Raw genomic sequence first — 15,835 nt, 5'->3', positions numbered from 1 at the left:
TGGCGAAGGGGAAACACCCGGTTACATTCCGAACCCGGAAGTTAAGCTCTTCAGCGCCGATGGTACTGCACCGGGGACGGTGTGGGAGAGTAGGTTGCCGCCGGACAATCTTTGTAGCGGGGCTCTGGACGTTCGTCGTCCGGGGCCCCGCTTTTTCGCGTTCCCGGGTTTCCGTTCCGGTGTTCCCGGGGTGCTGCCGTGCCGTACGGCGGGCTCGTCGAGACCAACTGGTGGGCCTGTCATGCCAGGCGGCCTTGATCGATACGGCTCGTCGGGCGACGGAGCGGTCGGCTCGATCTTCGCCGAGAGACAGAGGCGAGACGGTCGCCGACAGCCGAGTCGTCGCCGTACTTCGCCGACTGGGTGTTGATGCCTGAGCACAGGGGCAGAGGAGGCCTGGGCGGTTGCTAGGCTGGACATGCCGGGCCACCCCACCGCGGGTGGCCTTCGTCGCGCTGGACCACGGATAAGGGCGGGGCAGCGATATCGAACGGGGCGCATCCCGTGGCCGAAGACCGCCCGTACAGCGATCGCCCATCCACAGACGAAGAGGGCGCGCTCGCCGGTGAGCAAATGAATGGACCAGAAGTGAACAGTGATAACGGGCGTGACGGCATGGGCCGGCGCGAAGAAGGCGAGAACCGCGAGTTCGGCGGTCGAGAGAGCGGCCGAGAGGGCCGCGAGTGGGGACGTTCAGGCGACGGTCCCCGATATGGCGAGCGCCGCGAAGGGCGTGGAGGCGGTTCCTACGGTTCCCGGGAGCGGAGTGAGCGCCCCGGTGGCTACCGCGACAGTGGTGAGCGGCGTCCGTTCAATCGTGACGACCGTCCCGGCCAGGGTCGTGACGACCGTGGTGAGCGGCGTTCCTACGGTGATCGTGATCAGGCGCGTAGCCGGTACGGTTCCCGGGATCGGGACGACCGCCCCGGCTACGGCCGTGGCGATCGTGGTCAGCGACCCCCGTTCAACCGCGAGGAGCGTCCCGGTCAGGGTCGCGATGACCGTGGTGAGCGGCGTCCGTTCAATCGTGACGACCGTCCCGGCCAGGGTCGTGACGACCGTGGTGAGCGGCGTACGTACGGTGATCGTGATCAGGCGCGTAGCCGGTACGGTTCCCGGGATCGGGACGACCGCCCCGGCTACGGCCGTGATGACCGTGGTCAGCGACCCCCGTTCAACAGGGACGATTGTCCCCGTGGTGGTTACCGCGATGACCGTGGTGAGCGGCCTCCCTTCAACCGCGAGGAGCGTCCCGGTCAGGGTCGCGATGACCGTGGTGAGCGGCGTCCGTTCAACAGGGACGATCGTCCCCGTGGTGGTTACCGCGATGACCGTGGTGAGCGCCGTCCCTACGGCGACCGCGGCGACCGTCCCGGTCAGGGTCGCGATGACCGTGGTGAGCGGCGTTCCTACGGTGATCGTGATCAGGCGCGTAGCCGGTACGGTTCCCGGGATCGGGACGACCGTCCCGGTTACGGCCGTGGTGATCGTGGTCAGCGACCCCCGTTCAACCGCGAGGAGCGTCCCGGTCAGGGCCGCGATGACCGTGGTGAGCGGCGTCCGTTCAACAGGGACGATCGTCCCCGTGGTGGTTACCGCGATGACCGTGGTGAGCGCCGTCCCTACGGCGACCGCGGCGACCGTCCCGGTCAGGGTCGCGATGACCGTGGTGAGCGGCGTCCGTTCAATCGTGACGACCGTCCCGGCCAGGGTCGTGACGACCGTGGTGAGCGGCGTTCCTACGGTGATCGTGATCAGGCGCGTAGCCGGTACGGTTCCCGGGATCGGGACGACCGTCCCGGTTACGGCCGTGGTGATCGTGGTCAGCGACCCCCGTTCAACCGCGAGGAGCGTCCCGGTCAGGGTCGCGATGACCGTGGTGAGCGGCGTCCGTTCAACAGGGACGATCGTCCCCGTGGTGGTTACCGCGATGACCGTGGTGAACGCCGTCCCTACGGCGACCGTGACGATCGCCCCCGCTATGGCCGTGAGGACCGAGGGGCACGTCCCTTCGGGGATCGTGACGGTGGATTCCGCGCCGAGGGCGGCGGATCCCGCACGCGCTACGGCCGTGACGAGCGTCCCGAGGAGCGCGATGAGGCCCGGAGTCGGTCGCGGGAGGAACTGCCCCCGCTCGCTCCCGACATCACGGCGGACGAGCTCGACAAGGACGTCAGGGACGAACTGCGCTCCCTCCCGCTCGACCTCGCCGACCTGGTCTCCTGCCATCTGGTGGCGGCCGGCCGGGCGCTTGAGGAGGGCGACCCTGAGCGCGCCTATGAGCACACCAAGGTGGCCCGTCGTTTCGCCGCCCGTATCGGTGTGGTCCGCGAGGCCGTGGGCATCGCCGCCTACCATTCCGGGCACTTCGCCGAGGCACTCAGCGATCTGCGTGCGGCGCGCCGTATGACCGGCTCCGACGCCTACCTGCCGGTCATGGCCGACTGCGAGCGCGGTCTCGGCCGTCCGGAGCGAGCTCTCGACCTGGTCCGAACCCCGGAGGCGGAGCGTCTCGACCGATCCGGCAAGATCGAACTCGCCATCGTGGAGTCGGGCGCTCGCCGGGACCTCGGTCAGAACGACGCCGCTGTCATCACGCTTCAGCGCCTTCCGGAGCTGCGTGACACGCGTCCGCACCCGTGGTCGGCGCGTCTCGCCTTCGCGTACGCCGATGCCCTGGCCGAGGCCGGGCACGAGGAGCCGGCGGTCGAGTGGTTCGGCCGCGCGATGGCCTTCGACGAGGACGGCGAGACCGATGCCGCCGAGCGGTACGCGCAGCTGACGGGGACCGTCATCGAGGACCTGGAGGAAGACGAGGACCTCGACGAGGTCGATGAGGTCGATGACGCCGCCGCACTCGATGCTCAGCTCGAGGACGAGGCAGATCTCGACGAGGACGAGCCGGTCTTCGGCGGTGTGTCCGACGTGACACCCGCCGTCGAGGAGATGCCCGCGGAGGAGGAGCCGCCCGCGAAGGCCGCGAGCGAGGCCGTACGCGGAGACGAGGCCGCCGAAGACGAGACCGGCGAGGCGGACGAGGCCGAGACCCGGGAGACCGGGGCCGGCGATGAGGCGGCCGAGGCCATCGAGGACGACGTCGCGAAGGCCGGGGGGAAGGCCGAAGCCGGCATCGGTCCGGCCTTCATCGAGCCGAACTTCGGCGACACCCTCGGCGACACGAACGAGGACGAAGACGAGGACGAGAAGAAGTAGCGGCTCCACGCCGCCTCGGGTGGGCCGGAAGGCTCACCCGAGGCGGTACGGGACCGGACCGGAGCGCGCCGGAGGTCATCGGCTCGATCTGCGGAGGCGTCGGCTCAGGGCTGGACCCGGTTCAGCCAGTGGAGGATTCCGGCCACGTTGGACGGGGCGCCGCTGAGCAGCTCGAACTGCTCGGCCGTCCCGTCGTCGTCCTTCAGGGCCGCGTACCGCTCCCGGGTGCGTTCCCTGACCATGGCCACCGCGTGGTCGAGGTCCATGCCCTCGGAGTGGGCCCGGCGCGTCAGGTCCACCCAGACGCGTAGTTCCTCCGCCGAGCGCTCCAGCGTCTCCGCCACGTTCGCGACCGGTCCGTAATGGCTGAACAGGAGCCGCTGGGGGGCCAGCGACTCGAACAACGCGATCGAGTCGAGCGCGGTCCGCAGGTCGAAGTCCGGGGGCGGGGTCGCCGGTCGCAGATCTCCCGTCTGCGGAAGATAGACGCCGGCGGCGTCGCCGACGTAGAGATCCCCTGTGCCGGAGTCGATCAGGCCCACGTGGTGCTTGGCGTGTCCCGGAGAGTAGTGGCTGCTCAGAGTGCGACCGTTGCCGAGATCGATGCTCCCCGTGTCTCCCAGGGCACGGATGCGGGACGACTCGGTGGGGGAGAGCTCCCCGAAGAGGGTGTCCAGCTTGTCACCCCAGACCATCCGGGCGCTGGACATGAGCCGCGAGGGGTCGGCCAGATGCCGGGCGCCTTTCTCGTGGACCACGACCTCGGCTTCCGGGTAGAAGCCCGCGATGTCACCGACCCCGCCCGCGTGGTCCAGGTGGATGTGCGTCACGACCACCGTGGCGAGGTCCGCGGGGCCCACACCCAGGGAGGTGAGGGCGTCGCGCACGATCGGGGCGGAGGTGGACGTACCCGTCTCGACCAGACAGGGACGGTCTCCCAGGATCAGGTATCCCGCTGTGATGCCGGAGTATCCGGCCATTCTCGTGTCGATCTCATAGACCTCGCCGCCGAGAGCGGTGATGTTGTCCACAGGTCACCTCAGAACTGGAACCGGCATCCCCAGAACGGCGTTCGGCCGTTCCGGCACAGCTCACATCGTAAAGAGTCGTCTCCGATCGGCAGAGGCAGAGATCGGAGGAAGATTCGATGGATCGCAACGAGGTCGTCCTGGTGGGTCGCCTGCCCGAGGCTGCGAGCGTCAGGAAACTGCGAAGCGGGAGCGCGCTCACCAGGTGGCGGCTGATCGTCCGTCGGCAGCCGCGGGCCCGGAGGGTCCAGGTGGACACCATCCCCTGTGCGTCGTTCGCCCCGGAGGTGGCTCTGGCCGCCGCCGGGTGGTTACCCGGTGACATGGTCGAGGTGAGGGGTTCGCTTCGCCGTCGCTGGTGGGGCGACGGCGGATCCAAGTCCTCGGGTTACGAGGTGGAGGTCCGCTCGGCGAGGCATCTCGGTCTCGCTCCCGGGACGGCCCCCACCGGCGACCGGGGTGGGGAGGAGGCGGCGGGTCGCGGGTCGGCGGAGCCGAGGCGGGGCGGGGGCAGACGCCATGAGCACGTGAAGGTCACGCCCTGGAACGGCGGGCGCCTCCCGGGCGGCGAGCGGGCCTCGGACGGAGCCGGCGGATCCGGATGAAGACACCGTGGCCGGCCGGACGATGGGCCGGACTTCACGGGGAGGCGTTCACCCGCGCCTTCATCGCCGGTCTTCGCCGTCAGTCGAGGTCGAACATTCGCAGGACCAGGCCTGTGCGGGGCTTGGGGCCGAAAGAGGTGGACTTGCGTGGCACCCGTTCCCTGTGGGACGCGACGGCGAGCACGTCGTCGACCTCCAGGGGGTTCATGAGCACGGCGGTTCCCCCCGAATCCCGGGCGAGTCGTACCGCGGCCTCCGCGTCGTGGTGCACGATCCGCACGGACCGCTCTTCATCGGGCATCCCCCAGATCTCGGGGAGCAGGAACTCGGCGAGGATCGAGGTGTTCAGCGCTCTCCAGCGGGCCGAGCGGTCGGCGGGCATGGCCCGCTCCAGACGTTCCCGGTTCGGGTCGGTGAGGAGGTGGGCGGTGCCTCCGGCCGACAGCAGGTAGGCCGGCTCCGCCGCGGCCGCCAGCGCGGAGAGCCCTTCGCCGAGGGATCCGTACTCCCGGATCCTCCAGGCCTCCCCGGCCCGGGTAAGCGCTTCGCCGAGCGGCAGCCCCGGGATCACCCGGTGGATGGCCTTGAGGTTGGGCGGGTAGGCGGTGGAGTCCACCAGGAGTGCCAGGCCGAAGTCCCGGGCGCCCGGCATCGGAGGCCGCCCCGGCGCGGTGGCTCCGGTGACGGCTTCGGCGGCGGTTTCGGCGGCGTGGTGCTCCCGCTGGAGGGCGAGATAAGTGGCGTAGCGGTGATGACCGTCGGCGATCAGCGCCCTGCGGGGACGCAGATCCTCATTGAGCAGGGCGAGCTCTTCGGGGGCGGTGATGGCCCACAGCCGGTGTCGCACCCTGTCATCGGTCGTCGCCTCGGCCAGGGGCGTCCGTGAGGCGGCGATCTCGTCCACGAGCCTGGTGGCCGGCCCGCCGTCGCCGTCGTAGAGCAGGAAGATGGGCTCCAGGTTGGCCTCGGTCGTGCGCATCAGGGCCAGGCGGTCGGCGACGGGCCCCGGCATGACGTCCTCGTGCGGCAGGATGATCTGCTCCTCGGGGCCTGCCAGACCCACGTCCCCGATGAGCCCCCGCTGCAGGATCCCGGGTCCGGTCTGCTCGTAGACGTACACGGCGGGTGACTCGTCGACCACCAGCACGCCGGAGGACAGCCAGGTCCGAAGGGTCTCGCGGGCTTCGGCGTAGCGGTGGCGGTCGCTGCCGGGAAGGATGAGCCGCACCACGTTGTTGGGGTGTGTGTCGAGGAGCTCCCGAGCGCCGACCTCTGAGATGAGGTCATAGGGCGGGGAGATCACCTCGGCCAGATCGCCGACCGCGAATCGCACGCCGCGAAACGGGCGTAGCACCAGCCCGTCAGGTGCCGGCAGTTCAGGATTCGCCATGGAGGGCATGTTGTCACAAAGGCCTGTAAGGCTCGGGGGCCGTCTTGAGGGCGCACTGGTGCCCGGGTCGTCAGGGAATCGGTCAGATCTGTCATCTGTCGATGAAGGAGGCCTCACATATGGTCCAAGGACGCAGCGGTTCGCCTGATTCCCCCGATCCAGAGGCGGGCGCTCCCGTCGGGGACGTCTATGACTGGTTTCAACGCGGGATGAAACTTCTGACCGAGGGCAGCCCGGCCGCCGCGGCCTCGCTGCTGGAGCGGGCCGCCGACGCCGAACCGGAGTCGCGCAGCATCAGGGAGGGGCTCGCCCGGGCCCAGTTCAACTCGCGGCAGTACGCCGACGCCGTCGACAGTTTCCGCTGGATCATCGACGCCAACCCGGCCGAGGACTACGCGTACTTCGGTCTGGGGCTCGCCCTGTGGCGCACCGGGGACATGGAAGCGGCGCAGGAGCCCCTGGCGATCGCCGTCGCGATGCGCCCCGACCAGCGTCATTACGTGTCGGCGCTGCGGAGCGTCCGTGCGACCCTCCGCGCCCGTCAGGCATGACGACCGGGGTGGTGGAATAGGGCGGTGGATTCCAACGCGCTCATCGATCCCTACGACACCCTCCTCCTCGATCTCGACGGCGTGGTCTATCTGGGCCGCGACGCCGTTCCGGGGGCTCCGGAGGCGTTGCGGCGGGCGGCGGAGGAAGGGATGCGGCTCGCCTACGTCACCAACAACGCCTCACGCACTCCCGGGGCGATCGCCGAGCACCTGAGCGCGCTCGGCGCCCCGGCGCGTGCCGAGGACGTCGTCACCTCGGCCCAGGCCGCCGCGCGGCTGGTGGCCGAACGGGTCGAGCCCGGTTCGGCGGTGCTGGTGGTCGGGGGGATGGGATTGCGCAGCGCCCTTCGCGCACACGGCCTGCGCCCGGTGAGCACCGCGGCGGAGGGGCCCGCCGCGGTCGTGCAGGGCATCGCTCCCGACCTCTCCTACGGTCTGCTCTGCGAGGGTGCCCTGGCCGTACGGCGGGGCGCCCTGTTCGTGGCGGCCAACGCCGATGCCACTATGCCCTCGGGCCGCGGTGAACTGCCGGGCAACGGGTCGATGACCCGGGTGATCGCCACGGCGACCGGGGTGGAGCCCGTCGTCGCCGGGAAGCCGGAGCCACCCCTGCACCGGGAGTCGATGCTGCGCACCGGCTCCCGGCGGCCCCTGGTGGTCGGTGACCGGCTCGACACCGACATCGAAGGGGCGATGAACGCGGGGGTGGACGCCCTGCTGGTGCTGACCGGCGTGACCGCGCCGCTCGACCTGCTGACGGCGGGCCCCCGCGGGAGGCCCACCTACGTCGCCGCGGACCTGTCGGCGCTGCACCGGCCCTACCCCGCGGTGCGGCGGTCCGGGGACGGATGGGTCTGCGAGGGCTGGACCGCCCGTTGGGAGAGCGGCCGGCTGCGCCTCGACGGCCATGGGGAGGGGATCGACGCTCTCCGCGCGGCCTGTGCCGCGACATGGGAGGCCGCCGGCGAAGGGAGGGCGGACGAGGACGCGGTGAAGGCCGCTTTGGGCTCCTCACTGCCGGGGGAGGGCGTCCGCCGTCGATGATCCGGTCACACGGGGCGGCACGGGTCGTGGATGCCGAAGACTCCGAGGATCAGAGGAGCTTGCGGAGCCGGAGGAGGTCGCCGAAGCTGGCGTCGATCTTCACTTTGCCACCGAACAGGGCGCGCCCCATGTCCAGCTCCCCGTTGACCAGGGAGATCAGATCGTCACTGCCGATGGTCAGCTTCACGTCGGCGGGCCTGCCGTCGGCGGAGGGCCTCTCCTCGAAGGGGCCAAGGCCGCCGTGGTGGATGCGTCCGTAAAAAGTGACGCCGAGGTCGCTGATGTGGCAGCTGATGCTGCGCTCGACCACGTGCTTGGCGCGGCTCGCCTGGTCAACCTCGTCGAACTGTTCGCCGAGTCTGCGCAGTGCCACCCGGCACTCGTCGACGGTCGCCATCGCGCGACGCTCCTTTCTCTTTCCGGACGCTTCCGGATCCTTTGACGTACGGACGGTAGCGTTCCACATGAACATAATGTGCGATCCGGCGTCCGGGGGTTCGCCGGAGGGGGGAGGCGTCGCCATGGTGTTCGATGCGCTGCGCGGTTACCTGCAGGGGGCCACCGGCCTCAGCGAGATGACGACGGCCAGGGCGCGGGAGGTGGTCCGTGACCTGTTCGGTCTGAGGGAGGCGGAGTCACCGCAGGCGTCCGATCAGATCGACGAGATGGCCAGGGAACTGGTCACGGCGGGGGAGGAGAGCCGGAACCAGCTCGACGAGATCATTCAGAACGAGGTGAACCGCCTGGTCGACGCGTTCGATCAGGCGCACGAGAGAGAGATCGAGGAGATCGACCGGCTGCGGACGCGCGTGGCCGAACTGGAGGCCCGGCTGGCCGAATCCGAGACGGCCGCACCGCGCGCCACGCGGAGCCGTACCGCCGCGAAGACCACGAAGACCGCGAAGACCGCGAAGAAGCCGGACGGGACCGCCGGGAAGGCAGCAAAGACGGCGAAGACGGCGAAGGCCACGGGAAAGGCCGCGGTGAAGACGGGGGCGGCGAAGACCGCCGGCGAGGCCGAGGCGAAGGAGAAGCCGGAAGGGGCCGTCGCGAAGGCCGGAAAGACGGGGAAGGCCGCCGGGAAGGCGACCGCCGAGACGGGGAAGGCCGCCGCGAAGACGGAGAAGGGGACGGCGAAAACGACCGCGAAGGCGGGGAGGGGTACGGCGAAAGCGGCTGAGGAGACGAGGAAGGGCACCGCGAGTACGGCGAAGGCCACGGGAAAGGCGGCGGAGAAGAAGACCGCTGGGGGGACCACCGGCAAGGCCGCCACGTCGCCCGGGACCGCAGGCAAGGCCACCGAGAAGTCCGAGGAGAGGGCCACCGGCAAGGCCGCCGCGTCGCCCGGGACCGCGGGCAAGGCCGCTGAGAAGTCCGGGACCGCAGGCAAGGCCGCTGCGAAACCCGGGGCCACTGGCAGGACCGCCGCGAGAACCGGTGGCGAGGCCGCGGAGAAGCCGGGGGAGGACACGGGCAAGGACGGGAAGGGCGCTGACAGGGCGACCGCGAAGGCCGAGAAAGCAGCCGAGCGGGCGACCGCGAAGGCGGAGAGGGCCGCGGAGAAGGCCGCTGAGGCGGGCAGGTCCGCGGAACGCGCCGAGAAGGCGGCGAAGGACACGGAGCGGGCCCGGGAGGCGTCCGGCGAGGGCGGCGAGGCGGGTCAGGGCGGCGGTGGCGCCGCGCCGCGGAAGACCGGTGGAAGATCCACAGGAAAGACCGCAGGAAAGACCACAGGAAAGACCGAGGAGAGAGCCGCCGGGAAGACCGAGGAGAGAGCGGCCGGGAAGACCGCGGGGAAGGCGGGCCGTACGACCGGGACGACGCGTGCCGCGGCGTCCGATACCGTCAAGGCGTCCACGGGCGGGGCGTCCCGTGCCCGTGCGGCGGACAGGACAGCGAAGAGGACGACGAAGAGCACTTCCGGAGGGGACGGATGACCCACCTGCCCGAAGAGACCGGTGAGGAAGAGACCGGTGGAGAGCGGGTCGACGCCGTGCTGAACGGGCTGACCCGGCTCGGCGAGATGCCCGTCTCGGCGCATGTGGGCGTGTTCGAGGAGGTGTTCGCCGGACTGGAGGGGGTGCTCGCGTCGGCGGACGACACCGCGGACCGGCGCCGGTGAGCCGGCGGGCACGTCTCGACAGCGAGCTCGTTCGTCGCCGGCTGGCCAGATCCAGGGAGCAGGCGGCCCAGCTGATCGAGGCCGGCCGGGTCACCGTCGGGGGCCAGGTGGCCGCCAAGTCCGCGACCCAGGTGGACACCGCCGCCGCGATCGTGGTGGCCGAGGCCCCCGGCGGTGTCGACTACGTCTCGCGGGGGGCGCACAAGCTGCTGGGCGCGCTGGAGGCGTTCGGGCCCCGTGGCCTGACCGTCTCCGGGCGGCGCTGCCTGGACGCCGGGGCCTCGACCGGGGGCTTCACCGACGTGCTGCTGCGCAACGGCGCGGCGCACGTGCTGGCGGTGGACGTCGGGTACGGCCAGCTCGCCTGGTCGCTGCGGACCGACGAGCGGGTCACGGTCATGGAGCGGGTCAACGTCAGGGACCTGACGCCCGACATGGTGGGGGAGGCTCCCACCCTGGTCGTGGGCGACCTGTCCTTCATCTCGCTGCGCCTGGTGCTGCCGGCCCTGACCCGCTGCGCCGCCGGGCGGGCCGACTTCGCGATGCTGGTCAAGCCTCAGTTCGAGGTGGGCAAGGAGCGGGTGGGCGCCGGCGGCGTCGTCCGGGACCCCGCCCTGAGGGCTCAGGCCGTACGAGACGTCGCCGAGGCCGCCCGGGGCCTCGGTCTCGTCGTGCGCGGCGTCACCGCGAGTCCGCTGCCCGGCCCGTCCGGCAACGTCGAGTACGTCGTCTGGCTGGGCAAGGGAGAGGGCGCGCCGCCGGTCGCCGACGTCGAGGCGGAGATCGGGCGCGCGGTGGCGGAAGGACCCCGCTAGGGTCTGTCGGTGGACGCGCCGAAGGCGCCGGTGCTCACCCCCCGAAAGAGTGGAACATGACGATCAAGCGCACCGTGCTGGTCACCGCCCACACCGGGCGGCAGGCGGCCGTCGAGAGCGCCCGGCTGGTGATCGGGCGGTTGCTGGAGGCGGGGGTGGCGGTGCGCGTCCTCGGCTCCGAGGCCGAGGCCGTGGCGTGCGCGGGCGCCGACGTGGTGCCGGACACCGCCGTGGCCGTCCAGGACGCCGAGATGATGATCGTGCTCGGCGGTGACGGCAGCCTGCTGCGGGCCGCCGAGTTCGCCCGTCCGGCCGGGGTGCCGCTGCTGGGGGTCAACCTCGGGCACGTCGGGTTCCTCGCGGAGGCGGAGGTGGAGGACCTGGCGGTCGCGGTGGACTGCGTGGTCCGGGGCCGCTACGACGTTGAGGAGCGGATGGCCGTCGAGGTCACCGCCCGCCTCAACGGGCGGCTGCTGGCCGACACCTGGGCGCTCAACGAGGCGACGGTGGAGAAGAACGACCGGATGCTGGAGGTGGTCGCCGAGATCGACGGGCGGCCTCTGTCACGATGGGGGTGTGACGGGGTCATCTGCGCCACTCCGACCGGTTCGACCGCGTATGCTTTCTCGGCCGGCGGCCCGGTGGTGTGGCCGGAGGTGGAGGCGTTGCTGCTGGTGCCGATCAGCGCCCACGCGCTGTTCGCCCGGCCGCTGGTGGTCTCCCCGCGGTCCCGGCTGGCGCTGGAGGTCCAGCCGGAGACGGCCGGGGCCGTGCTGTGGTGCGACGGCCGCCGCCGCTTCGATCTGCCCGCCGGGACACGGATCGAGGTGCGCCGCGCGGAGGTGCCGGTACGGCTGGCGCGACTGCACGGCCTGGAGGACACCGGGGCGCCGTTCACCGACAGGCTGGTCGCCAAATTCGGCCTTCCTGTGCAGGGGTGGCGCGGCCGGGCGAGGCCGTAGATCATCCCGGCGATCACGGTGCCGAGCGCGTAGGATCGTGCCCGCGCACCGCACTGATGTTCGGTGAATTCGATGTGACGGGAGGGACCAGTGCGACCCAGGGTCGAGGAGGTCCGCATCCAAGGGCTCGGCGTGATCGACGAGGCCGTCCTGGCGTTGTCGCCGGGATTCACCGTGCTCACGGGCGAGACCGGCGCGGGCAAGACGATGGTGGTGACCGGCCTGGGGCTGCTGTTCGGCGGCCGGGCCGACCCGGCCCGCGTCCGTCCGGGCTCCGACCGGGCGACCGTCGAGGGCACTCTCGTGGTGAACCCGGCGGGCCGGGTGGCCCAGCAGGTGCAGGACCTCGGGGGAGAGGTCGAGGACGGCGAGCTGATCATCTCGCGCACGGTCTCGGCCGAGGGCCGCAGCCGGGCCTGGCTGGGCGGGCGCACCGTCCCGGTGGGCACGCTGACCTACCTCGCCGAGGACCTCGTGGCCGTCCACGGCCAGATGGACCAGCAGCGGCTGCTGCAGCCGGGCCGTCAGCGCGCGGCCCTCGACCGTTACGCCGGCGAGGAACTGGTCAAGCCGCTGCGCGCCTACGAGCAGGCCTACCGGCGCCACCGGCAGGTGACCGACGAGCTCGCCGAGATCACCGCCCGCGCCCGGGAGCGCGCCCAGGAGGCCGACATGCTCCGGTTCGGGCTGGAGGAGGTCGAGCGGGCCGAGCCCAAGGCGGGTGAGGAGGCCGAACTGCGCGAGGAGGAGGAGCGGCTCTCCCATGCCGACTCGCTCCGCGGTGCGGCGGAGACCGCGCACCGGGCGCTGCTCGGTGACCCGATGGCCGGTGACCAGGACCTCCGGGACGCCGTCACGCTGGTCGGGCAGGCACGCTCCGCCGTCGAGGCGGTCCGTGACTTCGACCCGGCGCTGGCCGGGATCGCCGACCGGCTGGCCGAGGCCGGCTACCTCATCTCCGACGTGGCCACCGAGCTGGCCGCCTACGCCGAGTCGGTCGAGGCCGACCCGGCCCGCCTCTCGATGGTGCAGGAGCGCCAGGCGGTGCTGACCCATCTGGTGCGCAAGTACGGCGAGGACACCCGGGCCGTGCTGGCCTGGGCGGAGCGGGCCGCGCGGCGCGTCACCGAGCTGGAGGGCGACGACGAGCGGATCGGCGAGCTGACCCGCGAGCAGGAGGAGCTCACCGGCCGTCTCACCGAGCTCGCGGCCGAGCTGACCCGGATCCGCGCCTCCGCCGCCGAGCGGTTCGGGCAGGCGGTGACCGAGGAGCTCTCGGCGCTGGCCATGCCGCACGCCCGGGTGGTGGTCGTCATCACGCCCGCCGCCGAGTTCGGCCCGCACGGCCTGGACGAGGTGGAGCTGCGGATGTCCCCGCACCCCGCCTCACCGCCCCTGCCGCTGAACAAGGGGGCCTCCGGCGGCGAGCTGAGCCGGGTGATGCTCGCCATCGAGGTGGTCTTCGCCGGCGCCGACCCGGTGCCGACGTTCGTCTTCGACGAGGTCGACGCGGGCGTGGGCGGCAAGGCGGCGGTGGAGATCGGCCGCCGCCTGGCCCGTCTGGCCCGCACCGCCCAGGTGATAGTCGTCACACACCTGCCCCAGGTCGCGGCGTTCGCCGACCAGCACCTGGTGGTGGAGAAGGCGAGCGACGGCAGCGTGGTCCACAGCGGCGTGGTGGCGCTCGACCAGGACGGCCGGGCCCGGGAGCTGGCGCGCATGCTCGCCGGCCTTGAGGACTCCGAGCTGGGCCGCGCGCACGCCGAGGAACTGCTGGCGATCGCCGCCGCCGACAAAAGGGGTTGAGGAGGACTGTTCACGCCCATTCGGGGGAGCAGCCGGACGCGGGGAATCCGCGGTGACGAATCCGGCGGGCATCGGGCTGCCCGGCTCACCCGGTCGTCACCTCTGGCAGGATGGGTTCGATGAAGGTGCCGACTGACGGGCCTCGACGCAGGCTCACCGGTTACCTCCGCCACAGGAAGGTCTCGGACCTTCCCGGGGTGACGGCCGTGGCGCGGATCGACCGGCGGACGAAGAGGCTCACCAAGCGCCTCCGTCCCGGGGAGATCGCGATCATCGACCACGTCGACGTCGACCGGGTGAGCGCGGAGGCCCTTGTCGCGTGCGGCGCGGCGGGCGTGGTCAACGTCGCCGCGGGCATCAGCGGGCGCTACCCCAACCTGGGGCCGCAGATCATCGTCGAGGCCGGCGTGCCGTTCGTCGACAACGCCACCCCCGAGCTGTTCGACCGGATCTCCGACGGCGACCTGATCCGGCTGCACGACGGCGTCGTCCACCTCGACGACGAGATCGCCGGCAAGGGCGACGTGCAGACGGCCGAGTCCGTCGAGGCCGCCATGGCCGAGGCGCGGGCCGGGCTGACCACGCAGATCGAGGCGTTCGCGACCAACACGATGGAGTACATCCAGCGTGAGCGGGACCTCCTCATCGAAGGCGTCGGCGTGCCCGAGGCCGTCCACACCTCCATGGAGGACAGGCACGTCCTCATCGTGGTGCGCGGTTACCACTACAAGGAGGACATCGCCGTCCTGCGCCCCTACATCCGCGAGTACCGCCCCGTCATGATCGGGGTGGACGGCGGCGCCGACGCGCTCATCGAGGCCGGATACCTCCCCGATGTCATCGTCGGCGACTTCGACTCGGTGTCGGACAAGGCGCTCACCTGCGGCGCCGAGCTGGTCGTGCACGCCTACCGGGACGGCCACGCGCCGGGCCTGGAACGGATCCAGCGGCTCGGCCGCGACGCCGTCGTCTTCCCCGCCGTCGGCACCAGCGAGGACATCGCCATGCTGCTCGCCGACGACAAGGGCGCCGACCTGATCGTCGCCGTCGGCACCCACGCGACGCTGGTGGAGTTCCTCGACAAGGGACGCGCCGGCATGGCCAGCACCTTCCTCACCCGCCTGCGGGTGGGGAGCAAGCTCGTCGACGCCAAGGGCGTCAGCCGGCTGTACCGCAGCCGGATCTCCACCCCGTCACTGCTCCTGCTCGTGGCCACCACGCTGATCACCATGGGGGTGGCGATCATCGTCTCCCCGGTGGGCAAGATCTGGCTGGACAGCGTCCGCGACATCTGGAACGGCTTCATCTTCTGGTTGGTCGGACTCTTCTCGTGATCGATTTCCGCTATCACCTCGTCTCCATCGTCGCGATCTTCCTGGCGCTTTCGGTCGGCATCGTGCTCGGCACCAGCTTCCTGGAGGACCCCGCCATCAAGGCGACGGAGATCTTCGCCAACCAGCTCCGGGTGAGCAACGAGGAGTACCGCGACCAGCTGGAGACCGTGCAGAAGCGCGAGGCGGCCAACGACGCCTTCGTCACCGACTCGGCCCCCCGCCTGGTGCAGAACGCCCTCGCCACGGAGAGCGTCGTCATCGTCGAGGCCCCCGGCGCCACGACCGCCATGCGTGAGGGGGTCCAGGATCTCCTCACCAAGGCGGGGGCCACGGTGACCGGCCGGGTCGTCCTCGACGAGAGCTACGTCGACGCGGCCCAGGCCCCCCTCATCGAGAAGCTCGCCGACGACGTCAAGCCGGCCGACATGGTCTTTCCCGCCGACGCCACGCCGTACCGGAAGGTGGCCGCCGCGCTCGCCGGGGCGATCGTGACCGACGACCCGGCCCAGATCGGCAAGGAGAACCCGGTGGCCGCCGGGGTCCTGGACGCCTTCGAGGCCGGTGGGCTGCTCACCGTCACCGGCCAGCCGGCCAAGCGCGCCGACCTGGCGGTGCTGATCGCCCCGGCCGAGCCGTACACCGGGGAGAGCGCGGCCCAGCAGGCGAACGCGATCGTGTCGATGGCGCTGGGCCTGGACGAGACCGGCCGGGGCGTCGTCGTGGCCGGCGCGCCGTCCTCCGCCACGGCCGGTGGGACCATCGCCGCGCTGCGTGACGACACCGCCGCCGCCGAGAAGGTCTCCACCGTCGACAACGCCGATATGCCCATGGGGCGGGTCGTGGTGGTCTACGCTCTGCGGGAGCAACTGTCCGGGGCCACCGGCCAGTACGGCATCGGCTCGGGCGTCTCGGGCGTCGAGCCCAGCGCGTCGCCGGCCCCCACGGCCACCTCCGGAGGATGACCC

15 protein-coding genes and 1 rRNA gene are annotated in these 15,835 nt (G+C 71.4%); 12 read left to right on the top strand and 4 right to left on the bottom strand.

Annotated features, from left to right (window positions below; translation table 11 throughout):
• A 5S ribosomal RNA gene (gene rrf / locus ACFYSC_RS30215) occupies positions 1-106 on the top strand; the annotation flags it as partial.
• Positions 107-693: 587 nt separating this feature from the next.
• Here rrf and ACFYSC_RS30210 read toward each other — a convergent pair.
• The gene (locus tag ACFYSC_RS30210; protein WP_389968411.1) at positions 694-2,637 is read right to left on the bottom strand and encodes a hypothetical protein; all 1,944 of its coding nucleotides are present in this window, start codon (positions 2,635-2,637) and stop codon (positions 694-696) included.
• A 90-nt stretch (positions 2,638-2,727) separates the two neighbouring features.
• Between ACFYSC_RS30210 and ACFYSC_RS30205 the strand changes: the two genes are divergently transcribed.
• Complete coding sequence (locus ACFYSC_RS30205) at positions 2,728-3,213, top strand: hypothetical protein (RefSeq protein ID WP_389968410.1); 486 nt, start codon at positions 2,728-2,730, stop codon at positions 3,211-3,213.
• A gap of 104 nt (positions 3,214-3,317) precedes the next feature.
• Here the strand turns inward: ACFYSC_RS30205 and ACFYSC_RS30200 are convergent, their stop codons facing one another.
• A complete protein-coding gene (locus tag ACFYSC_RS30200; protein ID WP_389968408.1) occupies positions 3,318-4,244 on the bottom strand; it encodes an MBL fold metallo-hydrolase in 927 nt (308 codons plus the stop codon).
• A 116-nt stretch (positions 4,245-4,360) separates the two neighbouring features.
• On the opposite strand from ACFYSC_RS30200, the gene ACFYSC_RS30195 reads away from it, so the two are divergent.
• Positions 4,361-4,846 (top strand): single-stranded DNA-binding protein, encoded by a 486-nt coding sequence (locus tag ACFYSC_RS30195; protein WP_389968406.1) that lies wholly within the window; start codon positions 4,361-4,363, stop codon positions 4,844-4,846.
• 79 nt (positions 4,847-4,925) lie between these two features.
• Here ACFYSC_RS30195 and ACFYSC_RS30190 read toward each other — a convergent pair whose 3' ends face one another.
• The gene (locus ACFYSC_RS30190) at positions 4,926-6,245 is read right to left on the bottom strand and encodes a DUF1015 family protein (protein ID WP_389968404.1); all 1,320 of its coding nucleotides are present in this window, start codon (positions 6,243-6,245) and stop codon (positions 4,926-4,928) included.
• A gap of 200 nt (positions 6,246-6,445) precedes the next feature.
• Between ACFYSC_RS30190 and ACFYSC_RS30185 the strand changes: the two genes are divergently transcribed.
• Positions 6,446-6,787 (top strand): tetratricopeptide repeat protein, encoded by a 342-nt coding sequence (locus ACFYSC_RS30185; protein WP_362944239.1) that lies wholly within the window; start codon positions 6,446-6,448, stop codon positions 6,785-6,787.
• Between the two features lie 24 nt (positions 6,788-6,811).
• Positions 6,812-7,831 (top strand): HAD-IIA family hydrolase, encoded by a 1,020-nt coding sequence (locus ACFYSC_RS30180; RefSeq protein ID WP_389968402.1) that lies wholly within the window; start codon positions 6,812-6,814, stop codon positions 7,829-7,831.
• Between the two features lie 49 nt (positions 7,832-7,880).
• Here ACFYSC_RS30180 and ACFYSC_RS30175 read toward each other — a convergent pair whose 3' ends face one another.
• Positions 7,881-8,228, bottom strand: coding sequence for an SCP2 sterol-binding domain-containing protein (locus tag ACFYSC_RS30175; RefSeq protein ID WP_362944234.1), 348 nt, complete (start codon positions 8,226-8,228; stop codon positions 7,881-7,883).
• 202 nt (positions 8,229-8,430) lie between these two features.
• Between ACFYSC_RS30175 and ACFYSC_RS30170 the strand changes: the two genes are divergently transcribed.
• From ACFYSC_RS30170 to ACFYSC_RS30140, 7 genes are all read left to right on the top strand, one after another.
• Positions 8,431-9,768, top strand: coding sequence for a hypothetical protein (locus ACFYSC_RS30170; protein ID WP_389968399.1), 1,338 nt, complete (start codon positions 8,431-8,433; stop codon positions 9,766-9,768).
• On the top strand, positions 9,765-9,953 hold the full coding sequence (locus ACFYSC_RS30165) for a hypothetical protein (protein WP_362944230.1): 189 nt from the start codon (positions 9,765-9,767) through the stop codon (positions 9,951-9,953). Before ACFYSC_RS30170 ends, ACFYSC_RS30165 begins: the two co-directional genes overlap by 4 nt.
• Positions 9,950-10,768 carry a TlyA family RNA methyltransferase gene (locus ACFYSC_RS30160; RefSeq protein ID WP_389968397.1) on the top strand — a complete coding sequence of 273 codons (819 nt, stop codon included), beginning with the start codon at positions 9,950-9,952 and terminating at the stop codon, positions 10,766-10,768. The genes ACFYSC_RS30165 and ACFYSC_RS30160 overlap by 4 nt, the downstream gene beginning before the upstream one ends.
• A gap of 56 nt (positions 10,769-10,824) precedes the next feature.
• Entirely contained in the window at positions 10,825-11,730 is a 906-nt protein-coding gene (locus ACFYSC_RS30155) for an NAD kinase (protein WP_389968395.1), read from the top strand.
• A 90-nt stretch (positions 11,731-11,820) separates the two neighbouring features.
• On the top strand, positions 11,821-13,536 hold the full coding sequence (gene recN / locus ACFYSC_RS30150) for a DNA repair protein RecN (RefSeq protein WP_389968393.1): 1,716 nt from the start codon (positions 11,821-11,823) through the stop codon (positions 13,534-13,536).
• Between the two features lie 119 nt (positions 13,537-13,655).
• Positions 13,656-14,870, top strand: a complete 1,215-nt coding sequence (steA, locus tag ACFYSC_RS30145) for a putative cytokinetic ring protein SteA (protein WP_389968391.1) — start codon at positions 13,656-13,658, stop codon at positions 14,868-14,870.
• A complete protein-coding gene (locus tag ACFYSC_RS30140) occupies positions 14,867-15,832 on the top strand; it encodes a copper transporter (RefSeq protein ID WP_389968389.1) in 966 nt (321 codons plus the stop codon). Before steA ends, ACFYSC_RS30140 begins: the two co-directional genes overlap by 4 nt.
• Positions 15,833-15,835 lie beyond the last annotated feature (3 nt).

Origin of the sequence: Streptosporangium sp. NPDC004379, from assembly GCF_042873875.1 — a bacterium.
Lineage (GTDB): Bacteria > Actinomycetota > Actinomycetes > Streptosporangiales > Streptosporangiaceae > Streptosporangium.
The sequence above is the reverse complement of the archived record's forward strand: the minus strand, read 5'-3'. Positions and strand labels throughout refer to the sequence as shown.

Bases quoted from the DNA above. Each gene is read 5' to 3' on its own strand.
- ACFYSC_RS30205 (WP_389968410.1), top strand. From the start codon at position 2,728: ATGGCCTTCGACGAGGACGGCGAGACCGATGCCGCCGAGCGGTACGCG.
- ACFYSC_RS30195 (WP_389968406.1), top strand. From the start codon at position 4,361: ATGGATCGCAACGAGGTCGTCCTGGTGGGTCGCCTGCCCGAGGCTGCG.
- ACFYSC_RS30190 (WP_389968404.1), bottom strand. From the start codon at position 6,245: ATGCCCTCCATGGCGAATCCTGAACTGCCGGCACCTGACGGGCTGGTG.
- ACFYSC_RS30185 (WP_362944239.1), top strand. From the start codon at position 6,446: ATGAAACTTCTGACCGAGGGCAGCCCGGCCGCCGCGGCCTCGCTGCTG.
- ACFYSC_RS30175 (WP_362944234.1), bottom strand. From the start codon at position 8,228: ATGGCGACCGTCGACGAGTGCCGGGTGGCACTGCGCAGACTCGGCGAA.
- ACFYSC_RS30165 (WP_362944230.1), top strand. From the start codon at position 9,765: ATGACCCACCTGCCCGAAGAGACCGGTGAGGAAGAGACCGGTGGAGAG.
- ACFYSC_RS30155 (WP_389968395.1), top strand. From the start codon at position 10,825: ATGACGATCAAGCGCACCGTGCTGGTCACCGCCCACACCGGGCGGCAG.
- steA (WP_389968391.1), top strand. From the start codon at position 13,656: ATGAAGGTGCCGACTGACGGGCCTCGACGCAGGCTCACCGGTTACCTC.